This window comes from Micromonospora sp. LA-10 (genome assembly GCF_051853095.1).
Classification (GTDB): domain Bacteria; phylum Actinomycetota; class Actinomycetes; order Mycobacteriales; family Micromonosporaceae; genus Micromonospora; species Micromonospora echinospora_A.
Genome location: NZ_CP195710.1, coordinates 654,229 through 676,711, shown reverse-complemented (window position 1 = coordinate 676,711; position 22,483 = coordinate 654,229). Strand labels below are relative to the sequence as shown.

Annotated in this window: 24 protein-coding genes and 1 pseudogene; 12 read left to right on the top strand and 13 right to left on the bottom strand. The window is 75.0% G+C overall.

Features of this window, described 5'->3' with window-relative positions; all coding sequences use genetic code 11:
* Positions 1 to 30 precede the first annotated feature (30 nt).
* Entirely contained in the window at positions 31 to 750 is a 720-nt protein-coding gene (locus tag ACSDG8_RS03285; RefSeq protein ID WP_210891623.1) for a ferredoxin reductase, read from the top strand.
* A gap of 17 nt (positions 751 to 767) precedes the next feature.
* A pseudogene (locus ACSDG8_RS03280) lies at positions 768 to 968 on the top strand (DUF6510 family protein); the annotation flags it as partial.
* On the opposite strand, the gene ACSDG8_RS03275 reads toward ACSDG8_RS03280, so the two are convergent.
* Both ACSDG8_RS03275 and ACSDG8_RS03270 read right to left on the bottom strand, forming a co-directional pair.
* Complete coding sequence (locus ACSDG8_RS03275; RefSeq protein ID WP_210891332.1) at positions 894 to 2,666, bottom strand: glycosyltransferase family 2 protein; 1,773 nt, start codon at positions 2,664 to 2,666, stop codon at positions 894 to 896. The pseudogene ACSDG8_RS03280 and the gene ACSDG8_RS03275 sit on opposite strands and share 75 nt — an antisense overlap.
* Before the next feature lie 223 nt (positions 2,667 to 2,889).
* Positions 2,890 to 3,549, bottom strand: a complete 660-nt coding sequence (locus ACSDG8_RS03270; RefSeq protein WP_210891334.1) for a C39 family peptidase — start codon at positions 3,547 to 3,549, stop codon at positions 2,890 to 2,892.
* A gap of 874 nt (positions 3,550 to 4,423) precedes the next feature.
* Here ACSDG8_RS03270 and ACSDG8_RS03265 point away from each other — a divergent pair.
* Entirely contained in the window at positions 4,424 to 4,939 is a 516-nt protein-coding gene (locus ACSDG8_RS03265; RefSeq protein WP_439427631.1) for a GNAT family N-acetyltransferase, read from the top strand.
* 95 nt (positions 4,940 to 5,034) lie between these two features.
* On the opposite strand, the gene ACSDG8_RS03260 is transcribed toward ACSDG8_RS03265, so the two are convergent.
* Positions 5,035 to 6,507 carry a M20/M25/M40 family metallo-hydrolase gene (locus ACSDG8_RS03260; RefSeq protein WP_210891338.1) on the bottom strand — a complete coding sequence of 491 codons (1,473 nt, stop codon included), beginning with the start codon at positions 6,505 to 6,507 and terminating at the stop codon, positions 5,035 to 5,037.
* Between the two features lie 100 nt (positions 6,508 to 6,607).
* On the opposite strand from ACSDG8_RS03260, the gene ACSDG8_RS03255 reads away from it, so the two are divergent.
* Entirely contained in the window at positions 6,608 to 7,906 is a 1,299-nt protein-coding gene (locus ACSDG8_RS03255; RefSeq protein WP_210891341.1) for an NAD(P)/FAD-dependent oxidoreductase, read from the top strand.
* 12 nt (positions 7,907 to 7,918) lie between these two features.
* Here ACSDG8_RS03255 and ACSDG8_RS03250 read toward each other — a convergent pair whose 3' ends face one another.
* The 3 genes from ACSDG8_RS03250 to ACSDG8_RS03240 all read right to left on the bottom strand — a co-directional run bounded on the left by ACSDG8_RS03250 (position 7,919) and on the right by ACSDG8_RS03240 (position 10,902).
* A complete protein-coding gene (locus ACSDG8_RS03250) occupies positions 7,919 to 9,034 on the bottom strand; it encodes an AI-2E family transporter (protein WP_210891343.1) in 1,116 nt (371 codons plus the stop codon).
* A 39-nt stretch (positions 9,035 to 9,073) separates the two neighbouring features.
* Positions 9,074 to 9,859 carry a spermidine synthase gene (locus tag ACSDG8_RS03245; protein ID WP_210891345.1) on the bottom strand — a complete coding sequence of 262 codons (786 nt, stop codon included), beginning with the start codon at positions 9,857 to 9,859 and terminating at the stop codon, positions 9,074 to 9,076.
* 71 nt (positions 9,860 to 9,930) lie between these two features.
* Entirely contained in the window at positions 9,931 to 10,902 is a 972-nt protein-coding gene (locus ACSDG8_RS03240) for a DUF2267 domain-containing protein (RefSeq protein ID WP_210891347.1), read from the bottom strand.
* A 182-nt stretch (positions 10,903 to 11,084) separates the two neighbouring features.
* Between ACSDG8_RS03240 and ACSDG8_RS03235 the strand changes: the two genes are divergently transcribed.
* The gene (locus ACSDG8_RS03235; protein WP_184685618.1) at positions 11,085 to 11,396 is read left to right on the top strand and encodes a hypothetical protein; all 312 of its coding nucleotides are present in this window, start codon (positions 11,085 to 11,087) and stop codon (positions 11,394 to 11,396) included.
* A 73-nt stretch (positions 11,397 to 11,469) separates the two neighbouring features.
* Here ACSDG8_RS03235 and ACSDG8_RS03230 read toward each other — a convergent pair whose 3' ends face one another.
* Positions 11,470 to 11,817, bottom strand: a complete 348-nt coding sequence (locus ACSDG8_RS03230; RefSeq protein WP_307856152.1) for an STAS domain-containing protein — start codon at positions 11,815 to 11,817, stop codon at positions 11,470 to 11,472.
* Positions 11,818 to 11,859: 42 nt separating this feature from the next.
* Entirely contained in the window at positions 11,860 to 12,204 is a 345-nt protein-coding gene (locus ACSDG8_RS03225) for an STAS domain-containing protein (RefSeq protein WP_307856151.1), read from the bottom strand.
* 258 nt (positions 12,205 to 12,462) lie between these two features.
* On the opposite strand from ACSDG8_RS03225, the gene ACSDG8_RS03220 reads away from it, so the two are divergent.
* The 5 genes from ACSDG8_RS03220 to ACSDG8_RS03200 all read left to right on the top strand — a co-directional run bounded on the left by ACSDG8_RS03220 (position 12,463) and on the right by ACSDG8_RS03200 (position 16,797).
* Entirely contained in the window at positions 12,463 to 14,220 is a 1,758-nt protein-coding gene (locus tag ACSDG8_RS03220; protein WP_210891351.1) for a PP2C family protein-serine/threonine phosphatase, read from the top strand.
* A complete protein-coding gene (locus ACSDG8_RS03215) occupies positions 14,217 to 15,263 on the top strand; it encodes a cobalamin B12-binding domain-containing protein (RefSeq protein WP_210891353.1) in 1,047 nt (348 codons plus the stop codon). Before ACSDG8_RS03220 ends, ACSDG8_RS03215 begins: the two co-directional genes overlap by 4 nt.
* Before the next feature lie 76 nt (positions 15,264 to 15,339).
* Complete coding sequence (locus ACSDG8_RS03210) at positions 15,340 to 15,687, top strand: STAS domain-containing protein (RefSeq protein WP_210891355.1); 348 nt, start codon at positions 15,340 to 15,342, stop codon at positions 15,685 to 15,687.
* 72 nt (positions 15,688 to 15,759) lie between these two features.
* Positions 15,760 to 16,206, top strand: coding sequence for a response regulator (locus tag ACSDG8_RS03205; RefSeq protein ID WP_210891357.1), 447 nt, complete (start codon positions 15,760 to 15,762; stop codon positions 16,204 to 16,206).
* Positions 16,207 to 16,323: 117 nt separating this feature from the next.
* Positions 16,324 to 16,797, top strand: coding sequence for an ATPase (locus ACSDG8_RS03200; protein ID WP_210891359.1), 474 nt, complete (start codon positions 16,324 to 16,326; stop codon positions 16,795 to 16,797).
* 10 nt (positions 16,798 to 16,807) lie between these two features.
* Here the strand turns inward: ACSDG8_RS03200 and ACSDG8_RS03195 are convergent, their stop codons facing one another.
* A complete protein-coding gene (locus ACSDG8_RS03195) occupies positions 16,808 to 17,647 on the bottom strand; it encodes a hypothetical protein (protein ID WP_210891361.1) in 840 nt (279 codons plus the stop codon).
* Positions 17,648 to 17,998: 351 nt separating this feature from the next.
* Between ACSDG8_RS03195 and ACSDG8_RS03190 the strand changes: the two genes are divergently transcribed.
* Positions 17,999 to 18,949, top strand: coding sequence for an endonuclease/exonuclease/phosphatase family protein (locus tag ACSDG8_RS03190; RefSeq protein WP_307856149.1), 951 nt, complete (start codon positions 17,999 to 18,001; stop codon positions 18,947 to 18,949).
* Positions 18,950 to 18,953: 4 nt separating this feature from the next.
* On the opposite strand, the gene ACSDG8_RS03185 is transcribed toward ACSDG8_RS03190, so the two are convergent.
* Positions 18,954 to 19,382 carry an OsmC family protein gene (locus tag ACSDG8_RS03185; protein WP_013285994.1) on the bottom strand — a complete coding sequence of 143 codons (429 nt, stop codon included), beginning with the start codon at positions 19,380 to 19,382 and terminating at the stop codon, positions 18,954 to 18,956.
* A 79-nt stretch (positions 19,383 to 19,461) separates the two neighbouring features.
* A complete protein-coding gene (locus ACSDG8_RS03180) occupies positions 19,462 to 20,409 on the bottom strand; it encodes a serine/threonine-protein kinase (protein WP_210891363.1) in 948 nt (315 codons plus the stop codon).
* Positions 20,410 to 20,539: 130 nt separating this feature from the next.
* Here ACSDG8_RS03180 and ACSDG8_RS03175 point away from each other — a divergent pair, with 130 nt between their 5' ends.
* The gene (locus ACSDG8_RS03175; RefSeq protein ID WP_174536561.1) at positions 20,540 to 20,764 is read left to right on the top strand and encodes a hypothetical protein; all 225 of its coding nucleotides are present in this window, start codon (positions 20,540 to 20,542) and stop codon (positions 20,762 to 20,764) included.
* Between the two features lie 3 nt (positions 20,765 to 20,767).
* Here ACSDG8_RS03175 and ACSDG8_RS03170 read toward each other — a convergent pair whose 3' ends face one another.
* Positions 20,768 to 21,565 (bottom strand): alpha/beta fold hydrolase, encoded by a 798-nt coding sequence (locus tag ACSDG8_RS03170; RefSeq protein WP_210891365.1) that lies wholly within the window; start codon positions 21,563 to 21,565, stop codon positions 20,768 to 20,770.
* A complete protein-coding gene (locus tag ACSDG8_RS03165; RefSeq protein WP_210891367.1) occupies positions 21,562 to 22,455 on the bottom strand; it encodes an SDR family oxidoreductase in 894 nt (297 codons plus the stop codon). Before ACSDG8_RS03165 ends, ACSDG8_RS03170 begins: the two co-directional genes overlap by 4 nt.
* Between the last annotated feature and the right edge of the window lie 28 nt (positions 22,456 to 22,483).

The following is a 22,483-nucleotide window of genomic DNA, read 5'->3' as shown; positions in this document are numbered from 1 at the left end:
CAGGCGCAGGGCCGCCGCGTCGCGCCGCTGATGTGGCGGGTGGCCCGGCTCGCCGAGCGGCGGATCGAGACACCCACCGCGCAGACGCTGGTGCTGGACGTGCCCGGCTGGCCCGGTCACCTGCCCGGGCAGCACGTCGACCTGCGCCTGACCGCCGAGGACGGCTACCAGGCCGCGCGGTCGTACTCGCTGGCCGGCCCCGCCGACGGCGAGCGCATCGAGGTGACAGTGCAGCGGGTGCCCGACGGCGAGGTGTCGCCGTACCTGGTCGACACCTACGCCGAGGGCGACCCGCTGGAGGTGCGCGGGCCGGTCGGCGGCTGGTTCGTCTGGCGCACCGACGAGACCGCGCCGGTGCTGCTGGTGGCTGGCGGCTCCGGGGTGGTGCCGCTGATGGCGATGATCCGCGCGCGCCGCGCCGCCGGCAGCCGGACGCCGTTCCGGCTCATCTACTCGGTGCGCACCCCGGACGACGTGATCTACGCCGACGAGCTGCGCCGCCGCGCCCGCGACGACCAGGGCCTGGACGTCGCGTACGTCTACACCCGCGCGGCGCCCGACGGCTGGCGCGGCGAGCCGCACCGGATCGGCCTGGCCGACGTGAACAGCCACGGCTGGCCGCCGGACCTGGAGCCGCTCTGCTACGTCTGCGGCCCCACCGGATTCGTGGAGACCGTGGCCGACCTGCTGGTGGGGCTGGGTCACCCGACCCGGCGTGTGCGGACCGAACGGTTCGGCCCGACCGGCTGACGACCCGAGGAGAGCGGATGACCGACCTGTCCTACCTGGATGGCAACATGCTCGACGGGCCGCTGCGCGAGTTGTTCGCCGTCGACCTGAGCGCCACCACCGGCCGCTGCGACAACTGCGGCATGACCGGCCCGATGGCCGGGCTACACGTCTACTCGCACGCCCCGGGCCTGGTCGGGCGCTGCCCCACCTGCTCCGGAGTGATGGTGCGGCTGGTCCGCGCGCCGCAGCGGGCCTGGCTGGACCTGCGCGGCACCACGTACCTCCAGGTGCCCATGCCGGTCGAGCCGGGACTCCGGTCCACGCGTTGAGCCGGTAGCTCCGGCCGGACGGGTCCGCCGCCGGTGCCGCAGCCGCCCGACCAGCTGACCCACGGTCACCGGCACCACGGACAGCACGAGCTGACCGTTGCGCGCGTCGACGGTGGCCGCCACCGCGTACAGCCGGGCGCCGTGCCGCAGCAGCCGCGGCCGGCCCGCGGCCAGCCGCGGCGCGCGCACCGCGGCCCCGCCGCGCCCGTGGTCGCCGTCCACCTCGGCGCGTACCGGATGACGCCGGCCCCCGGCGCAGCTCGCGGCCAGGAGGCGATCGAGAGGGAACTCCGTGCGGACCGTGCGGCCGGTCGGGTCGCCGGCGTCGACCCGGGTGGCGCCCACGACCGGACCGGCCAGCAGCCGCACCGGCCCGGCCTCCGTGGCGAACCGGGGGTACGGGCTGCGCGTGGTCACCGCGAGGGTGTGCCCGTCGGCCCAGCTCACGTCGACGGCGTCCAGCCGCGCCAGCCAGTCGGCGCGCACGTCGGTGACGTCGGTCCAGCCGGCCGGCGCGCCCGGGTAGCCCGCGTGCCACCGGTCCCCGGCGAGCACCGTCGCCGGCACCCCCCGGCCGGTGTCCTGCGCGATGACGGCGAGCAGCTCGTCGACGCCGCCCGCGGTCACCGCGCCCAGGCGCAGCCGGGCCTCGATGCCGAGCCGGTCCCGCAGGCCGTCCGTGACGTACCGGCGCACCAGCCGGGCGACAGTGGCGTGCACCCGCTCCTGCGCGGCCCGGTCCAGGTGCCGGAAGTCGTCGCCGACCAGGTTCGCCAGCTCCAGCCCGACGTGGCGGCACAGCACCGCGTCCCGGCGAGCGCCGGCGGGGATCAGGTCGGCGACGAACGCGAACAGCCGCTCCACGCTGACCAGGCGCTGCTCCACCCGGCTGTAATAGGTGATGTTGCGGGCGTCCAGGCGGCGTACCGCGTGGTAGTAGTCGTAGTCGCCCAGCACCGAGATCCGCCGGGCGTGGTAGCAGGCGGCCAGCGTGAACGGCTGGTCGCTGAGCACCGGCATGTCCTCCGGGAAACGCAGCCCGAGCCGGTCCACCAGCTCTCGCCGGAACAGCTTCGTGTTCGCCAGCGACCAGGGCAGTGCCGAGTCGAACAGGCTCACGTCGACCGCGTTGCCGTCGGCGAACACGTCCGAGAAGACATGCCGGCCGTTGACGCCCACCACCTTGCCGAGCACCACGTCCGAGCCGTACCGGTCGGCGGCGGCGACCAGACGTTCCAGAGCCTCCGGGCCGAGCCGGTCGTCGGAGCCGAGGAAGAAGACGTACCGGCCGGTGGCCAGGTCCAGTCCCCGGTTGCACGGCGCGGCCGGACCACCGGAGTTGGGCTGGTGCGCCACCCGTACGGTGCCCGGGTACCGCGCGGCGTACCGGTCCAGCAGGCGGCCGCTGCCGTCGGTGGAGCCGTCGTCCACCGCCACGATCTCCATCCGGTCCGGCCCGATCGTCTGCCGCAGCAGCGAGTCGAGGCACTGCCGCAGGTAGCGCAGCGTGTTGTAGACCGGCACGACGACGCTCACGTCGGGGCGGCTCGTCGCGGGTGGGCGGTGCGTGGTCGGTGGGCGGTGCGTCGCCTCCTCGGCTGCCACTGCTGCTCCTTCGCGCTCGCCCGGACGATCCGGCGCGACCCAGCGTGGTGGAGCGACCCGTCCGGGTGACGACCCCCGCGTGACGGCGAGGTGACCGGAAGGCAGCCGTTGGATACGCGCGAAAGGGCCCGACCCCCGTGGTGGGGGTCGGGCCCTTCCGCTGTCTGACCTCGCTGGTGGCTGCGGTGCTCTTGCTCTGCAGCCGTGGGCGCGGCGGTGTTGCTCAGCTGGTGCTGTAGCCGCGGGTGGCGATCCAGTCGGCGAGGTTGTCGATGCTCATCCGGTAGGTGGCGGTGTTCGGGTTGGCGCTGTCGGCGATGGTGACGGTCTTGCCGTCGTCGCGGTAGCCGATGACGCTGATGTAGTGGCCGCCCTCGAAGGAGTGGGCGTTGCCGTCGGTGTCGGTGGCGGTGCCCGCGATGTTGGCGACCACGGCCCGGCCGGCGTCGACGGTCTTCACCACGTCGGCACGGAGCTTGTCGGTCTGCTTGTCGTCGGCCTTGGGGGTGCTGATCTCGACCGACTTGTAGGCGTCCTTCGCGCCGGTCTCCTTGTTCAGCACGGGGGTGATGTCGTTGATGGAGTTGGTGCCGGCCTCGGTGGTGCCCATCTCCTGGGCCATGGCGTGCACGTCGATGTTCTTGCCCTGCACGCTCAGGGCGTTACGGGCGGCGGCGGGGCCGCAGAAGTAGAAGTTGGGCTGGGCTTCGTAGCGCACGTCCAGTTCCCGCTCGCCGTGGCCCTTGCGGTCGGTGGTGACCTGGGCGGCGGCGCGCTCGGCCGGGGTGGCCTGGGCGGCGATGGCGGGGCCGGCGATGCCACCGGCGGTGGCGGCGATGCCGGCAGCGGTCAGAACGGTCTTGCGCAGCAGAGTGGTAGCCATGATCAGTTGCCTCTCTGTCGGGGGTACGCGGCGATGGGGGATGCCGCGAAAGGGGGGAAAGTCTTGAGGGGTGCCCGTGAAAGGGCTGGCACGCGGGCGGCCGTGGGGCCTGCTCCTGCGCGGCTCGGGGGATGTAACGACCTGCGGGCCGGGGTCATTCCCGCCGACCGTGGCTTCCGGCCGGGGTGACGACCGTGGTGGCCTGCCGGGGATGTAACGACGTCCGGGGCGGGGTCATTCCCGGGGGACGGCGGGGGTGCCCGTCGCTCGGGGGGTGTAACGACGTCCGGGCCGGGCCGATTCCCTGACCTGCCGCGGGGTGCCGGGCGGGCCGGGTGTTCCGCGGCTTCGTGCCGGTGTTCGGGCGGTCAGCTATGTACAACGCCCCGCGCCCGCCGCCGATTCCACCCTCGCGGTGGCACCGATCACAGCCCTGCGAGACCCCGCCGCAGCGAACCGGACACCGCTCACCAAACCACCCGCCCTCCGGTGCGATGACCTGCCCGGAGCGGGGATGAATCCGCGAGATGCCGGCCTCGAACGCCAGCCGTCACAGCTCTACCTGACCCACACGCGCGATCTTGCACTTTGGTGCCTGGCAAACCTCGCAAAGCCGACATCCCTGGGGCGCTAAGTGCAAGATCGCGTGGGCCTTGGACTCGCGTCCAGGACTGGGCTGCGGTTCCGCGCCCGTCGGGGCCGGATCGCGCGGCCGGGCGAGATCTTGGTAGGAAATGGCCCCTGTGGGGGCGCTTTTCCTTCCAAGATCTCTTGTGGTCCTGGCCAGTGGAACGGTGCTCTCGTCCGGTGGGACGGTCCGAGAGGGCGTGACCCCGGGTGGGGCGGGATGGGGGCGGTGGCCGAGAGTGGGGCGGTGCGATATCTGCGCAGCGACGGCCGCGTCGCCATCCGCCGTCCCCGCCCCGCCGACGAGGCGGAGTTCGTCGCCGCCGCCCGGCGCAGCCGCGACCTGCACCATCCGTGGCTGTCCGCGCCGGACGACGCGCAGACGTACGCGGCGTACCTGCGCAAGATCCGGCGGCGGGACAGCTCCGGGTTCCTGTTCTGCGACCAAGCGAGCGGCGAGATCGCCGGGTACGCGAACATCAGCGGCATCGTGCTGGGCGCGCTGCGCGGCGGCTACCTCGGGTACGCGGCATTCCGCCCGTACGCCGGGACCGGGCACGCCTCGGCCGGGGTGCGGCTGGTGATCGGGTACGCGTTCGGGCCGCTGGGGCTGCACCGGCTGGAGGCGAACATCCAGCCCGGCAACGAGCCGTCGAAGCGGCTGGCGCGCCGGCTCGGCTTCCGCCTGGAGGGCTTCTCCCCGGACTACCTGTTCATCGACGGCGCCTGGCGCGACCACGAGCGCTGGGCGATCACCGCCTGAGGATCGGGCCGGCCGGCTCCGAACAGAACAGAGCCGTGCCCGCCGGACGCCGGACCCGCGCAGGCCCGGCGCCCGGAAGGAATCACCGAGCAGCCTCAGCTACCGGGCTTCGGGAAGGCGACCGGGCTGCGGTGCCCGGCCCGGTCCACCGCCCGTACGCCGAAGAACACGTTGTCCTTGGACAGGTCGATGGTCACCTCGGTGACGTCGCCGACCGCCAGCACCTTCTGCCACTGGTCGGCGGTGGTCTCGCGCCACACCACCTCGTACCCGGCCAGGTCCGGCTCGGGGCCGCGCTGCCACCGCAGCGTGGTGTCGTTCGTCAGGTTGGTGGTCACCACAGTCACGTTCTTCGGCGTGCCGGGCGCCTGGGCCAGTGACCACAGCGTCGCGGCGTTCACCCGCGCCACCCGGGTGATGTAGTCGAAGTCGCAGAACTCCGGCAGGTCGCCGTACTGCACGCCGTCGACCACGCGTACGTCCTGGTGCTGGTGGGCGAAGTCCTCGTTGGGCTCGGTGAAGCGGCCGGCCGGCCATCCCTCGCGCAGGAACGAGATGTGGTCGCTGCCGCGCAGGTAGCGGTCCCGCCGGTAGATGACGCGTACGTCCATGCCGGTGGCGGAGTTCTCGGCGACGTCGGTGACGAACCGGGCGAGCTGCCGGGACGGGGAGTCGTTCTCGCCGCCGACGGACTGCCGCACGCTCGCCTCGGCCGGGGTCTCGGCGGTCGGCACGCCCTCGGCGAACAACCGCACGGTACGCGGGTCGCGGGTGCCGTCGTCGGCGGTGCTGCTGCCGACGATGTCGTTGCTGAACATGGCCTGCACGTCGGCGCCGGCCGCCTTCAACTGCGCGGCCAGGTACGCCGAGCCGTACAGGCCCTGCTCCTCGGCGGCCACGGCGGCGAGCACGATGGTGGCCTCGGTGCGCCGGGTGGACAGCACCCGGGCCAGTTCCATCACCACCGCCACGCCGGAGGCGTCATCGTCGGCGCCGGGCGCGTCGCTGACCGCGTCCATCACGTCGGTGGCCCGGGAGTCGTAGTGGCCGGTGATCACGTACACCCGCTCGGGCGTGACGTCGCCGCGCAGGGTGGCCACCACGTTGGTGATGGTGGTCGCGGTGGGGATGCGGGAGGCGGGCTGCTGCACGTACGACTGCAGTTCGACGCTCATCCGGCCGCCGGACGCGGCCGCGTACCCGGAGAGCTGGGCGTGGATCCAGTCGCGGGCGGCGCCGATGCCGCGTACCGGATCGGTCTGGCTGGACAGGGTGTGGCGGGTGCCGAACGCGGCGAGCCGGCGCACGGTGGCCTCGATCCGGCGTCTGTCGATCTCGCGCAGCAGCGCGGTCAGCTCGCGGCCGGGCCGCTGCGGCCGGGCCGGGCGGCCCGGGCCCGGGGGAGCGCCGGTCGCGGCGGCGGCCGGGGCGGCGGTGAGCGGGGTGGCGACGGCGGCGGCGGTGAGCGGGGTGGCGACGGCGGCGGCGGTGGCCGCGGCGGAGGCGGTGAGGAAGGTACGCCGGCTGGACCTCGTGGGCCTGTCCTCGGCGTTCTCGTGGTTACCCATCCCGGCATCCTCGCGCCGATCACGAGGAATGTCCATATAGCCGCCGATGGATGGATCATGGGTACGTTTGTCGCAGGTCTGCCCGGGAACGGCAGCAGGCATGACGAAACCACGTGTGGTGATCGTGGGGGCCGGGTTCGCCGGGTACCACGCGGCCAAGACGTTGCGCCGACTGGCCCGCGACCGGGCCGAGATCGTCCTGCTGAACACGACCGACTACTTCCTCTACCTGCCGCTGCTGCCCGAGGTGGCGGCCGGCGTGGTGGAGCCGACCCGGATCGCCGTGCCGCTGACCGGCACGCTCGACGGCGTGCGCGTGGTGATCGGCGAGGCGGACCGGGTCGACCTGCAGAACCGGTGGGTCGGTTACCGCTCCGTCGAGGGCGACCACGGGCAGATCGCCTACGACCGGCTGGTGCTCAGCGTCGGCAGCGTCAACAAGCTGCTGCCGATCCCCGGCGTGACCGAGTACGCCCACGGGTTCCGCGGCCTGCCGGAGGCGCTGTTCCTGCACGACCACGTGGTCCGGCAGATCGAGCTGGCCGAGCTGACCGACGACCCGGCCGAGCAGCGGGCCCGCTCCACGTTCGTCGTGGTCGGCGCCGGCTACACCGGTACGGAGGTGGCCGCGCACGGGCAGCTGTTCACCGACCGGCTGATGGCGCAGCGCCCGCACCTGAAGGTCCGGCCGCGCTGGATGCTGCTCGACGTCGCGCCCCGGGTGCTGCCCGAACTGGACCGGCGGATGTCGGTCACCGCCGATCGGGTGCTGCGCAAGCGCGGCGTGGACGTGCGGATGGGCACCTCGGTCGCCGAGGCCACCCCGGACGGGGTGATGCTCACCGACGGCGAGTACGTCCCGACGTGCAGCCTCGTCTGGTGCGTCGGCGTACGCCCCGACCCGTTCGTGGCCGACCTGGGGCTGCGCACCGAGAAGGGCCGGCTGGTGGTCGACGAGTACCTCAACGTCCCCGGCTTCCCGGAGGTGTTCGCCTGCGGCGACGCCGCCGCCGTGCCCGACCCGACCCGCCCGGGGCAGGTGTGCGCGATGACCGCGCAGCACGCCCAGCGGCAGGGCAAGCTGGCCGCGCACAACATCGCCGCCTCCTACGGGCAGGGCGTGCGCAAGTCGTACAAGCACCACGACCTGGGCTGGGTCGTCGACCTGGGCGGCAAGGACGCGGCGGCGAACCCGCTGAAGGTGCCGCTGGCCGGGCTGCCCGCCAAGGCCGTCACCCGCGGCTACCACCTGCTGGCGATGCCGGGTAACCGTCCCCGGGTCGCCGCCGACTGGGCGCTCGACGCGGCGCTGCCCCGCCCCGCCGTGCAACTGGGCCTGGTCCCGGCGAACGCGGTGCCGCTGGAGAGCGAGTCGCCGGAGCTGGCCCGCCGCCGCTGAGCGGCGCCCGGGTCACCCGCCGGCCGGCGGCGGCGTCACCGGACCGCCCACCTCGGGCGGATCGGCGCCGGCCGGCTCGCCGTCGGCCGGCTCCGGCAGGGCCTGCCGCCCGGCCGGCACGAACTCGCGCAGCAGCACCTGTGCGATGCCGGCTGCCGGGATCGCCAGCAGCGCGCCGACCAGGCCGGCCAGCTCGACCGCCAGCAGCACGCTGACCAGCACCGTCAGCGGGTTCAGCCGGACCGCGCGGGCCATGATGACCGGTTGCAGCAGGTGGTTCTCCACCTGCTGGTAGACCACGAAGAAGACGAGCACCACGAGGCCGGCGGTGGGGGAGTGCACGAACGCCGCGCCGGCCGCGGCGATCGCCCCGAGCGTGGCGCCGACCAGTGGGATCAGGTCGAACACGGCGACCGACAGCGCGATCACCGCGGCGAACGGCACGCCGAGCAGGAACAGCACGAGGAACGTCAGGCCGCCGCAGATCACGCTGATCAGCAGGTTGCCGCTCAGGTAGCCGGTGACGATCCGGGACGAGTCGCGGCCGATGCGCCGCAGCCGCCGCGCCGGGCCGTCGCCGACCAGCCGCAGCGTCGCGGCGACGATCTTCGGCGCCTCCAGCACCATCAGGTACGCCAGCACCACCACCGTCACCAGCGCGGTCACCGCCTGCGCCACGCTGCGGACCACACCGACGGTCGGGTCGCCGAGCCGGGAGCCGAACCGGCGCAGCTGGCCCGGCTCGGCGTACCGCAGCAGGTGGAAGCGCTCCAGCAGCCGCCCGACCGGCCCCCGCCCGGCCTGCGCCTCGCGCACCAGCTCCGGCAGCCGGTCGGCGAAGCGGGCCACCTCGTCCACCAGCGGCACCACGATCAGCGCGCCGAGCGCGGCGAACAGCGCGAACGCGGCCAGGAACACCAGCAGCGTGGCCAGCGCGCGACGGCGTACCCGACGCTCCAGGCGGTCCACGAGCGGCTTCAGCGCCACCGCGAAGAACACCGCCACCAGGCCCCACACCAGCACCCGCCGGGTCGCCCAGACCAGCGCCAGCCCGAGCGCCGTGGCGAGGACCAGCCCGATCACGACAAGCGTCCGGCGCGCGGTGGACCGGTCGTCGGCGGTGCTCATCCGCCGCGGCTACCCGCCGCGCGGGTGGGGAAACCCGGCTCAGCCCAGGTCGGCGTCGGTGACCGGGAGAGCGCCGGCGGCGAACGCGTCGAGCGTCGCGCCGTGCAGCACGGTTCCGGGCACCGGATCGGCGGCGGCCCGGGCGGCCAGCCGGCGCGCCGGCAGCCGGCCCGGCGTGGGCGAGGCGGCCAGCACCACGTTGCCGTACCGCCGCCCGCGCAGCATGCGCCGGTCGGCCATCAGGCAGACGTCGGCGAACACCGCCCGCAGCGTGGCCACCTGCCCGCGGGTGTGCGCCAGCGGCGGCAGGTCGGTCAGGTTGATCAGATAGATGCCGTCCGGGCGCAGCACGCGGGCCACCTGCGCCGCGAACTCGAGCGCCGCCACCTGCGGCGGCATGCGGGCCGCCCGGTACACGTCGGCCACGACCACGTCGTACGCCCCGGACGGCGCCCCGGTGACCGCCTCCCGGGCGTCGCCGAGCGCCACCACCACCTCCGGCGGCAGTGGCGGCAGCTTCCGCCGGACCAGGTCGACAACGCCCGGGTCCCGCTCGATCACCAGTTGCGCCGAGCCGGGCCGGGTGCCGGCGAGCCAGCGCGGCAGCGTGAGCGCGCCCCCGCCGAGGTGCAGCGCGGTCAGCGCCACGCCCCGGGGGGCGGCCAGGTCGATCGCGGCGGCTATCCGCCGCACGTACTCGAAGTGCAGGTACCGGGCGTCGGCCACGTCCACGTACGACTGCTCGACGCCGTCGGCCAGCAGCGTGCGCCCGGACGGGCGGGCCGGGTCCACCACGATCTCCAGGGCCTCGGCGTCGCGTTCCACGGCGGGACACGCTACCTCGCGGCGGCGGGCGGCCCCGGCCCGCGGGGGACCGGGGCCGCGCCGGCGCCGGCTCAGCCGGCGGCCATTCCGGCGCCCGCCTCGTCGACGGCCGCGTCGACCCGGTGCGCGAGGTCCACGTCCGCCGCGGTCACGCCGTCGACCTGCTGCGTGCGGACCGTGAGCACGGCGTTGTCCGGGTCCGGCCGCCCGATCTGCGGCGCGCGCCCGACCTCGGCCTTGAGCCGGTCCAGCCGGTCGAGCACCCGGTCCAGGTTGCCGCCGGGCAACTCGATCGTGCGCACCAGCGACCGCCGGTCGCTGGACCAGTAGGGCAGCGAGGCGAGCGCGTCACGCAGCTCCGGCTCGGTCAGCGGCGCGGTGGCCGAGGACGCACCCACCAGGCCGCCGCCGAAGTCGGTCGGCCCGAGCAGGTCGCGCAACTCGTCCGGTACGCGCAGCGACTCGACCAGCTCCGCGTCGGCCTCGGCGAGCGCGGCGAGCGTCGCCCCGGCCTGGTAACGCGCCTGCTCCGGAGTGAGGCGGCTGTAGCGGCCGACCTCGGCCAGGAAGCCGGGCAGGTCGCGGCGGGGTTCCATGCCGTAGACCGGCACCACGTCGTGCAGGGTCAGCGGCACCGCCTCCAGCAGCCGCTCCCGTTCCGCCTCGTCCAGCGCCTGGGCCAGGGCCAGCACGGTGCCCTCCGCCGCGACCTTGGCCGTGGTGAAGTCCACCCCGGCGCGTCGGCTCACGTCGTCGACGAGGTCCCGGTAGCTCATCGAGATCCCGGGTGACGGCGCCGGGTCCGGCAGCGGGCGCTGCTGCTCCGCGACGGCGACCGGCGGCGGCGCGGGACCGCCACGCGTGGTGTCCGGCTTGTGCCGTCCGGCCGGCGGCGGACCGGACCGGTCGTGCTGGTCCAGCGAGGTGACCTGCTTGGACGCGCTCAGGCTGGCGCCGGTCTGGCTCGGCCGCAGCCCTCGCTCGCGGGCCTGACGGGCCAGGGCCCGGCGGCGCTGGTTGTCGCCCTCCATCTGCTTGCGCATCGTCGCACCTCGTTCCTGGTCGGTTGCGCTTGCGCCGACCGCGTTCCCGGCGCTGCCGGGAAGCTAACGGGGGCCCGACCGGCGGAGGCTTCACTCGCTGCGGGTGAGGAGCGCTCACCCCGGCGGGCGGCAGGATCGGATGGACCGGACAACTTCCGACGCACGCGGAAGGGCAGGTCGACATGAAACGGATCGTGGAGATCGTCCCCGCCCGTCCCGGGTGGTACGCCCGCTGGCGGATCGGCCCGGACGTCACCCGCTGCTACCCGGTGACCCTCTGGGCGCTGCTGGAGCACCACGACGGCACCGGGCGTGAGGTGATCGGCGTCGACTGCGTCGGGCAGTGGCCCGGCGCGGACGACGACGGGGATACCGGGGACTTCGTCCGTTACCTGTTCCAGACGCCCGATTCCGGCGCGCCGGAGGACGCCGAGGCCCCGCTGGCGGAGCCGCGCGACAGCGGCCCGCGCCGGCAGGCCGCGCCTGCCGCCTGAGCCATCCTCCCGGCCCCCGGCCCCTGGTCCCAGGGCCGGGGGCCACCCCTTCCCGGGAACGCCGCGGGGACGGTCAGCCCACCTCGCGGGCGCTGCCGATGACGCCGCGGGGCGGGGCGGCCAGCAGCTCGGCCAGGCCGGTGCGGTCCAGCAGATGCCGGATCTGGGCGTTCATGTTCCGCAGGCGGACCGCGCCGGTGCCGGAGCGGTGGATCACCACGAGCGCGCTCAGCCCGGAGGAGTCGCAGAGGACCACGCCGGCGAAGTCGAGCTCCACCTCCTGGTAGCCGTCGCGTCGAAGCCGCGCCACGGCCTCGACGAGTTCCGGGGCCGTGTCGAAGTCAAGCTCACCGGCCAGCCGTACCCGGGCGGCGCCGGCGTCGAGCCGGTCCGCCTCGATGGTCAGCATCTGGGAGGGCACACACCCATGTTCCCAGCCGGGCGCCGGCGGGAAACCCCGGGGTCACGCGGAGGCGGCCGAACCCGCGGCGGACGGCCCGGTCCGGCCGTCGACCGGCGAACGGTCGAGCAGGCCGGTGACGCCGGTCAGGTCGAGGATGGTCTCCAGGAACCTGGGTACCGCGCGAAGCTCGATGCGGGTGCCGACCTGCTGGCCCTCCCGCCAGGCGTGCACGATCACGGACAGGCCGGTGCTGTCCAGGAACAGCAGGTCGGCGAAGTCGAACACGAGCGTCGCGGGACGCCCGGCGAGCAGCCGGTCGACCTCCGCGCGCAGCGGGGCAGCCGTGGCGTAGGCCAGGTCGCCCCCGACGCCGAGCACCGGGACGGCGGGGTCGGAACGGTCCACGGAGATGCTCAGCGGGGTCGCCTCGGGCCGTCTGCGTTGAGGAACCACCATCACGCCTTTCCGCACGCTGCCGCTCGGGCAGGGATGCCTGGATCGTAACAACAGCGGCACCGTCGCGCTGGGCGCGCGCGGGCCGCCCCAGCAGCGCCGGCGGGGTGGCGGTCGTGGCATACCCGCGTAGGGTGGGGTGAAGAGATATGGCCACAGGCGCCGTGCGGGCGCCCCGGGGGTGCCGACGAGGAGAGTGGGGCTCAGCTGGTGACTGCTGCCGACGTCAGGGGTGCCGACCCGGGCGACGGACGGATCTCCACGCCGAGCGCCGCACGGGCCAAGGCGTGGTCCGCCGCCGCGGCGACGCCCGCCCTGCCGCCGCTGGCAGCCGACCGGGGCCCCTCCGTCCCGGACTGGTCCGAGGTCGTCGAGCACTTCCGGGAGGGCCTCGTCGTCTGCGACGCCGACGGTGTCGTGCGGCACGTCAGCCCCGTCGCGGAGCGCCTGGTCCCCGAGGTGACAGCCGGCGAGTTGCTCGCCGCGGCAGGCGTGGGCGCGCTGCGCGGCGACGGCCCGGCCGAGTTCACCCACCACGGGCGGCGGCTGCGCGTACGGCCGGTCGCGCTCTCCGGTCGCCGGCGCTGCTGGTACGTCGAGGACGTCACCGAGAGCGTCAGCCGGGCCGACGCGCTGCTGGCCGAGCGGGCCCGCTCGGCGTTCCTCGCCGTGGTCGGCGAGAAGCTCGGCAACCCGCTGCACCCCGACCGGGCGGCCGCCGCGGTGGTCCGCCTCGCCGTGCCGACCGCGGCCGACGTGGCGGTCCTGGTGCTCGCGCCCCGCTCCGGCCGGTCCCGGTGGTGGCGGGCGGTACGCGCGGACGACCAGGCGCCCGTGGTGGACAGCGGCATGCTGCCCGCCCCGGCGCTGCCCGCGGCCATCGAGGCCGGCCTGTCCGGCGCCGAGCCGCACGAGATGGACTGGCTGGTCGAGCAGGCCGCCGAGGCGGGCTGGCTGCCCGGCCTGGACACCGCCGGCGCCGTCGCCCGGGTGGTGCCGCTGCCGGGCCGGGAGGCGCCGGCCGGCGCGCTGCTGGTGGCCCGCCGCGCCGACCGCTGGTACGACGAGGCCGATGTGGACCTGATCCGCGCGTTCGCGGCACGGGCCGGCGCGGCGCTGACCACCGCCATGCTCTACCGCGACCAGGCCGAGGTCGCCGACACGCTCCAGGCCAGCCTGCTGCCGGTCGAGCCGGCGCCCGCGGCCGGCGTGCAGTGGGGTACCGCGTACCGGCCCGCGCAGGCCGGCCTGCGCATCGGCGGCGACTTCTACGGCTCGCACCAGCTCACCGACGGCGGGTCGGTCTTCTTCCTCGGTGACGTGTCGGGCAAGGGCGTGGAGGCGGCGGTCTTCACCGGCCAGCTGCGCCAGTGTCTGCAGGCGCTGCACCGGGTCGAGAGCCAGCCCGGACGGCTGCTGAAGCTGCTCAACGACGCGCTGCTGGAGACGACCCAGGCGCACGGGCAGGGCCGCTTCGCCACCATGGTGCTCGGCGTGGCGCGCCCGCACCGCGACGGCGGCCAGACCCTGACCCTGGCCGGTGGCGGGCATCTGCCACCGCTGGTGCTGCGGGAGTCCGGTGACGTCGAGGTGGTGCCGTTGCGCGGCATGCTGATCGGCGTGGTGCCCGATCCCCGCATCGGCGAGGTCACCGTGCGCCTGGCGCCGGGGGAGACCTGCCTGTTCTACAGCGACGGGGTGACCGAGGCGCGGGGCGGCCGGCGCGGCGACGAGCAGTTCGGCGCCGAGCGGTTGCTGAACGCCGTGGCCGGCTGTCACCGGATGCCGGCGCCCGCGCTGGCCGAGCGGGTCGAGCAGGTGACCTGCGACTGGCTGGCGCACGGCGACCACGACGACATCGCGGTGCTGGCGCTGCGGGCGACCGGCCCGGCCGGGCGGACGCCCCGGCACCTGCACGCGGTGCCGGAACCGGCCGAGGGCGAGCTGACGAAGGAGTGGTCCGCGTGACAGTGCCGGTTGTCGAGGCCGATCCGGGCCACGCCTTCGCCAGTTACCTGCAGTGCCTGGCCGACGCCGACGAGGCCGCCGCCGTGGCGGTGGCCCGGGGGCTGCTGGAGGCCGGTGTGCCCGCCGAGCGGGTGCTGCTCGATCTGGTCGCCCCGGCGCAGGCCGAGGTGGGCGAGCGGTGGGCGCGCAACGAGTGGAGCGTCGCCGAGGAGCACGCCGCCACGCACATCAGCGAGCGGGTGGTGGCGGCGGTGGCCGCGTACGCCGATCCCCGGCCGACCCGCGGACGGATCGTGATGGCCTGCATGGACGGCGAGTGGCACGCGCTGCCGGCCCGGCTGGTGGCCGAGGTGCTGCGGCTGCGCGGCTGGCAGGTCGTCTTCCTCGGCGCCAGCGTGCCCGCCGCCCACCTGGTCTCCTACCTGCACCGCTACGACGCGGAGGCGGTGGCGCTCGCCTGTGCCCTGCCGATGCGGCTGCCGCACGCCCACCGGATGGTGGAGGCGTGCCGCCGCTCCGACGTGCCGGTGGTGGTGGGTGGCCGGGGCTTCGGCGAGGACGGCCGCTGGGCGCGCGTGCTGGGTGTGCCGTGGGCGCCGGACGCGCCCGCCGCGGCCGACCTGGTCGCCGACGAGCGGGCGCTGCGTGACGTGCCGCCGGCCCGGCTGGACCACCTGGCCGACGACGAGTACGCCAGCCTGGTGAAGCGGCGCGGCGAGCTGATCGACAGCGCCCTGGCCGACCTGCGGGAGCGGGTGCCGTCGGTGGCCGACTACACCCCGGCGCAGCTCGACTCCACGATCAGCGACCTCGGCTACATCGTGGACTTCCTGGCCGCCGCGCTCTACGTGGACGACGGGACGCTGTTCACCGCGTTCGTCGAGTGGCTGGTGGAGATCCTGGTCAGCCGCGGTGTGCCGGCCGGAGCGGTGGGTCTGACCCTGGAGCACTATGGACAGCAGCTGCGTGACTTCCCGCGCGCGGCCGGGTTCCTCGACCGCTCCCGGGCGCTCGTCGGCGGTCTGTCGGCGGCGGGCCGCTGACGGCGCCCGGGTGGGCCGTCCCATATACTTGCACTACTGCAAGGGTTTGTCTGCGGTGGGAGCGAGGGGGACCGCTGTGACGTTCACCGTCACGTACGCCCGGCGGGACGAGGGCGAAGCCTGCCTCCGGCTCGCCGGTGAGCTCGACCTGAGCACGGCCCCCGAGCTGAACTCGGCGATCGACCGGCTCGTCGCCGAAGGGCGGCGTGAGCTGCTGCTCGACCTCGCCGAGCTGACCTTCTGCGACTCGACCGGCATCGCCGCCTTCGTCCGCGGGGACAACCTCGTCGCCGCCGACGGTGGCTGGCTGCGCCTGACCGGGGCCACGGGCCGGGTGGCCCGGGTGCTCCAGGTGACCGGGCTGGCCGAGGTGCTCCGGTACCCCCGTGACACCGTCGACCCGGCCGCGCCGGCCGCCTCCTGATCCGATACATTTCCCCGCCAGCAACCGGCCGCCCGGCCGGCCGCCCTCCTCGAGACAAAGCAGGTAGAACGCATGGGTCAGAGCAGCCCGAGCCCGGTTCGCATCCTGGTGGTGGACGACGATCCGGGTGACGTCCTGATGATCGAGGAGGCGCTCGCCGACTCCGACGTCGACAAGGTCATCGACGTGGTCGCCGACGGCCAGGAGGCGATGGAGTTCCTGCGTCGCGAGGGCCGGCACGCCGAGGCGCAGCGCCCGGACGTGATCCTGCTCGACCTGAACATGCCCCGGATGGACGGGCGGCAGGTGCTCGGCGAGGTAAAGGGTGACGAGAGCCTGCGGACCATCCCGATCGTGGTGCTCACCACCTCCAACGCCGACACCGACGTGGTCAGCAGCTACACGTTGCAGGCCAACGCGTACGTGACCAAGCCGATCGACCTGGACGACTTCAACGACGTGGTACGCCGCATCGACGAGTTCTTCGGACGGGTGGTCGTGCTCCCGAAGCACCCGTAGGAGCGGGAAGTCCGGGCGTCCGCAATCTGAACATTTTGCGCGAACGGCCGCCCTCGGAAGCGTCCGGCCCGCAGGATCGGCAGTGGGGACGAACACCGGCTGCCTGGGGGGCGACGCATGAGGTTCTCGGTGGTGGAGACCGGATACGACAGGCGTCAGGTGGATTCCTGCCTCGACGAGCTCAGCCTCCGGCTGGGGCGGCTGGCGGCGCGGGCGGAGGGCGCCGCCGGGGCCGGCCGGGAGTGGGACCAGATCCGGTCGGACGCCCTGCACCTGTGCGACTTCCTGCACCGGCGGGCCGCGCCGGTCGAGAGCCCGCAGGCGGCCGGCCCGTCGGCGGCGGAGCGGGAGGCCGCCGAGCTGCTGGCCACGGCGCGCGCCGAGCTGGAGGCCGCGCGCCAGGAGGCCCGCCGGTTGCGGGAGGAGGCGTACGCCGAGGCCCTGCGGGCCCGCCGCGAGTTCGAGGCGGCCCTGCTGGCGCGGCGTTCCCGCGAGTCCCGGGTCGACGAGATCCTGGCCGGCGCGCGCGGCGAGCGGGTGCCGGTGGACACCCCGACCGCCGCCGCGGGTGTGCGGCGCGGCACCGCCTGACCGGTCCGGATCAGGTCAGCGCCGCCACGATCGTCGCGGCCCGGTCCTCGTGCCGGGCGTACGCGTCCGGGTACGCGGACACCTGCACCGCCTGGGCGGCGGCGGTGACGCTCATGCCCGCCCAGCCGGGCACGTCGCGCAGGGCGGTGTAGAAGGCGCGGGCCGCGTACGACGGCCGCATGAGCTGGGCGACGGTGCCCCAGCCGCTGCTGGGACGCTGCTGGAACAGCCCGACCGAGTCGTGGTCGGAGCCGCTGCCCTGGTGCGGGTGGTCGAAGGATTCCGGGAGCACGTCGCTGGCCAGGTTGTACAGGTTGCTCTCCTGCATCGCGGTGGCCACTGCGACGACGAGCGCGCGGCGCGGCATCCCCATGTCCCGCCCCACGTCGACGATGATCTTCGCGTTGTTCATCTGCCGCTGGTCGAGCCCGGCGACCGGCCGTGGGTTCTTCGGGCGGGCGGGCTTGCGCGGCGGCTTCTTCGTCGACGCGGCCGGGCTCGGCGTGACGGCCGGGGCCGGCAGGGCCGGCGCGGCGACGGGCGGTGGCGCGAGGCGGGTGAAGTCGCGGGAGGCCCGCTGCTCGGCGGCGGCCCGGTCGGCGACCGCCTCGCGTACGTCCAGCCGCGCGGGGCCGGTCTCGCCGACGCCGGCGACGCCGATCAGGCCGAGGCAGCAGGTGACGCCGGTGGCCACCGCGATGCGAGCCGGTACGGAGCGGGCCGGGCCGCGCCGGGGCGGCTCCGGGGCGCGGTGACGCCCCACTCTCCGTTCGGCTGATGCCGGGTCAATCGTTCGGCGAACCGGGCGGTTGGCGGGCAACGGCTGGTGATCGGGGTGGTCGGGAGGCACCCGCCGAGGCTAGAGAGCTTGCGGGCCGTTGCCATCGGGGTGATTGGTGGCATGCGCCACAATCTGCCGGATTCGCGGCCGACAATCCACGCGGCCGATCATGAAACGAGTGAACCGCGCGTACCCGGAAGATGCCTTATGTCGGCTTAAGAATATGAATTCGGGCGCTGGCGGGGGTGTCCCGCGTCGCGCGCCGGCCTCCACCGTTCGGGGGAGGCCGGCCTGGTCGGCCGACCGGACCGGCGCGGCGGTCCGCCGACCGCCGGCATCGACCACGCCGGATGCGCCGTCAGCTGTGGATCATGGTGAGGCCCCGGCGCAGCCACCCGGGCGCTCGTTACGATTCCGACGGTGACCGAGCAGCAGGCCGACGAGTGCGCCCCCGGAGAGCCGTCAGGCCGCCGGAGGCGGCGCGGCCTCGTCGTCATGGCCTGCGCCGCGCTGCTCACGGCGCTCCTCGCCGGCCACCGGGCGGTGCCGAACGTGCACGGGCTGGGCAGCCTGCTGGACAGCGCCGTCCCGCTGCTCGGCCTCGGCGTACCCCTGCTCGCGCTCGCGGCGCTGCTGCGCCGCTCCCGCCCGGCGCTGCTGGCGGTGCTGCTGCCGGCGCTGGTCTGGGCCGGCCTGTACGGGCGCGCCTGGCTGCCCCCGGCCGCCGGCGCGGCCGGCGCCTCGGTGCGGGTGGTCAGCCAGAACCTGCGCGTGGGCAACCCCGACCCGGCCGCCACGGTGGGCGCGCTCGCGGGCGACGGACCGGACCTGATCGGGCTCCAGGAGGTCGCCGACGGCGAGCGGGTGGCGCCGGTCCTGGCCGACCGCTACCCGCACCGCGCGGTGGTGTCGACGGTGGCGCTGTGGAGCCGGTGGCCGATCCGGGAGGCGCACGGCGTCGACACCGGGCTGGGCTGGGACCGTGCGCTGCGCGCCGTGGTGGCCGCCCCCCGGGGCGACCTGACCGTGTACGTCGTGCACCTCGGCTCCGCGCGCGCCGGGCACACCGCCACCCGGGACCAGACCGTCGCCGCGCTGGCCGACGCCGTACGCGCCGACCCGGCCGAGCGGCTCGTGGTGCTCGGCGACCTGAACACCGCCACCACCGACCGCGTCTTCGACCCGCTGACCCGGCTGCTGCGCGACGCGCAGGCCGAGGCCGGGCAGGGATTCGGCTTCACCTGGCCGGCGGAACTGCCGGTGACCCGCCCGGACCACGTCCTCTGCCGGGGACTCACCCCCACCACGGCCGGGGTGCTGCGCACTCCGGACAGCGACCACCGGGCGGTGACCGCCGGCTTCCGCTGGTGAACGCTCAGTGCCGGCCGTTCTCCGCCGGGGTCACCGTGAGCCGGTGCCGGCTCGGATCGCCGCTGGAGAACGGCCAGAGCCGGTCGGCGTACGCCACCAGGTCGGCCAGCTGATCCCGGGTCAGTCCTGCCGAGGAGATCTCGGCGTGCACGTCGGCCCGGTAGCGGCCGTCGTCGTCGCGGCCCAGTTTCGCCTCGGCGGTCACCTGCACGGTGTGCGCCTCGTCGGTGATCTCCCCGGCCGCCTCCACCGCCGCGTGGTGCAGGCAGGAGGCGAACGCCGCGGCCAGGAGCTGCTCCGGCGTCAGGCCGGTGCAGTGCGGCGCCAGCGGGGACGCCAGGGCGGAGGAGAGACCGCCGTCGTCGGTGCGTACGTGACCGCCCGCCGCGGTCGCCGTGGCCGTCTCGGCCAGCCAGGAACTCGGATCCGGCATCGCGTTCCTCCCGTCACTCACCGGCCGCGTTCCCGGACCCCGGGCAGCGAAACCGCGCCCGGGCAGGCAGTACGCGCGCTCAGCGGATCCGGCCGCTCGGCGCGGCGTCGACGGCCATCGCCGCAGTGGCCTCGGCGGCCGCCCGGCTGGTCCACGGCGACACCTGCTCCGCGCGCTGGCGGGGCAGCACCGCGCTCATCGGCACGTACACCCGGGCGTCCACCGCCTCGGCCAGCAGCAGCGCGGCCATCGGGCTGGTCGGCCGGGCCGCGGGGTCGGCGTCGAGGCAGGTGCGGCACAGCTCGGCCACCTCGGGCGGCAACCCGGCAACGTCGGGCAGCGGCCGGGGCGTCCGGCGGCCCGGCGACCTGAGCAACTGGGTGGTGCTGTCCGCCTCGTACGGCAGGTAACCGGTGAGGCAGTAGTAGAGCAGCACGCCGAGGGCGTACATGTCGGCGGCCGGGGTGGCGGGCTGCCGGTCGAGCTGCTCCGGCGCCAGATAGGCGGGCGTGCCCACGACGATGCCGTCCGGGGTGTGGTCCGGCGCGCCGGCCGAGGTGGCGATGCCGAAGTCGAGCACCTTCACCCCGCACGGGGTCAGGATCACGTTCGCGGGCTTCACATCCCGGTGCACGATGCCGTGCGCGTGCGCGGCCGCGAGCGCGGCGCACACCTCGGCGCAGACCCGCACCGCGATCCGCCAGTCCAGCGGCCCGGAGCGCAGGTGCGCGGCGAGCGTCTCGCCCTCGGCCAGCTCCATCACGATGTACGGCACCGGCCGGCCGTCCGGCAGCGTGGCGGTGCCGAAGTCGTGCACGCTGGCGACGTTCGGGTGCACCAGGCGCGCCGCCGAGCGCGCCTCGGCCCGGATCCGCTCCACCGAGCCGGCTTCGCCGTCGAGCCGGGGGGAGATCAGCTTCACCGCGACGGTCCGGTCCAGCACACGGTCGTGTGCCCGCCAGACCTCCGACATGCCACCCAGGCCGGCCCGCTGTTCGAGCTCGTACCGCCCGCCCAGCGTCCGCATCGCCCACTCCTCGCCTCGTCCGGTGTGCCCTCCGGTCCCGCTACCCGGCCCCGGAGCTGTGCAAACCGGCGGGGGTTCCCACCCCGGCGGGGTAGCTTCGCGGCGAGGGGTCGACACAGGGAGGGCAGCGGTGGCTTCGGTGCGCGTACGGTTCGTCGGCGGTCCGGCCGACGAGCTGACCCGGGACCTGCCCGCGGGGCCGGACGGCACGCCGCCGCCCCGGTGGGTGCTGCGGCACCCCGAGGAGCCGGCCGAGGGGGTGGCCGACCACCTCTACGAACGCGACGAGCACGCCGCGGCGGGCGGCTGGACCATGCGGTACGTGCACACGTTCCCGTTCGGCGCGACCGAGTGAGGCTCAGCCCGCCCGGACGCCGGTGGTGCCGAGGATGACCGAGGCGACCAGCTCCGGGTCGTCGTGCATCGGCACGTGGCCGCAGCCGGGCAGGTCCAGGTGCCGCGCGGCGGGCAGCCGGGTACGCGCCAGCGCGGCCTGCCGGTAGGGCAGGATCCGGTCCCGCGTGCCCCACGCGATGGTCACCGGCACTGTCGGCGCGCCCGCGTAGGCGTACCCCCGGCCGGCGCGCGCGACGGCGCGGAACGCCCGCGCCTGGCGCAGCGCGCGGGCGTCGGCGAGCGCGTCGTCCAGCGCCATCCGGTTGGGCCGGGCCAGGATCATGCCCATCGCCAGCATCCGCAGCGCGGGCGCGGCGAACAGGCGGCGCAGCACCGGCTCGGGCAGCCGGGCCGCGTTGCGGTGCAGGGCGAGCACGGTCAGCGCCCAGCGCAGCTCGCGGGCGTTGCAGAACCCGGCCGGGGACAGCGCGGTGGCCGAGGAGACCGCGCCGAGCGCGGCGAGTTCCAGCGCGATCGCCCCGCCGAGGCTGTTGCCCGCGACGTGCGGGCGTTCCAGCCCGAACGCGGCGAACAGCTCGACCATGGCCGCGGTCAGGCCGGGCATGTCGGCGGGCAGCCCGGTGGCGGGCACCGGGGAGCGGCCGAAGCCCGGCAGGTCGACAGCTATCACGTCGTGCGCCTCGGCGAGCCGGTCCAGCACCGGCCGCCAGGCGCCGCTGTGGTGACCGATGCCGTGCAGCAGCACCAGCGTGGGCCCGGCGCCGCGCCGCTCGTAGACGACCTCCACCGGCGCGGTCACGGCCGCCCCTGCGGCGTGCTGGCGCCGAAGCCCCGCCCCAGCGCCCGGGACTGCTCCTCGATCAGCGGCACGGTGGCCCGCGCGGTGCGGCCCACCAGGCGGTCGGCCAGCGGGCTGACCAGCACCGAGCGCACCGCCTGCACGCCGGCCACGGCGCGCGGCACGTACACCCGGCGGCTGCGGCGCTCGATCGCCCGCACGAACGCCTCGGCGCACTCGGCCACTGTGGTGGTGCGCCGCAGCGGCCACGGCAGCTTCGCCAGCGCCGCCTCGAAGGCGGGCAGGTCGGCGCGCGCCTCGCGGACCAGGTCGGTGTCCACCCACGACGGGTGGGCGGTGCCGACCGCCACGCCCCGGTGCGCCAGTTCGAGGCGGATCGCGTTGCCGAACTGCTCGACGCCCGCCTTCGAGGCGCAGTAGGCGGCCATGCCGGGCAGCGCGGCGAACGCCGCGGCCGAGGACACGATCAGCAGGTAGCCGCCCCGGTCGACGAGCGCCGGCACGGTCGCCGCGGCGGTACGCATCACCCCGACCAGGTTGACCTCGACCGTACGCACCAGCGCCTCGACGTCGCCGACGGCGATCGTGCCGCGGTTGGCCACCCCGGCGTTCGCGACCACCGCGTCGATCCCGCCCAGCGCCGCCACGGTGCCGTCGGCCGCCTCGGCCAGCGCCTGCTGGTCGGTGACGTCGGCGGCGAACCAGATGTGCCCGGGACCCAGCTCGGCGGCGAGCGCGGCCAGCCGGTCGGGTTCCAGCCCGACCAGTGACAACCGCGCCCCGCGTGCAGCGGCGAGGCGGGCGGTGTGCTCGCCGATGCCCCGGGCCGCCCCGGTCACCAGCACCACCTTGCCGGCCAACCGGCCGGAAAAACGACCGTCGATGGACATGCCGGGAAGTTACCACCGGGTAGCCCGG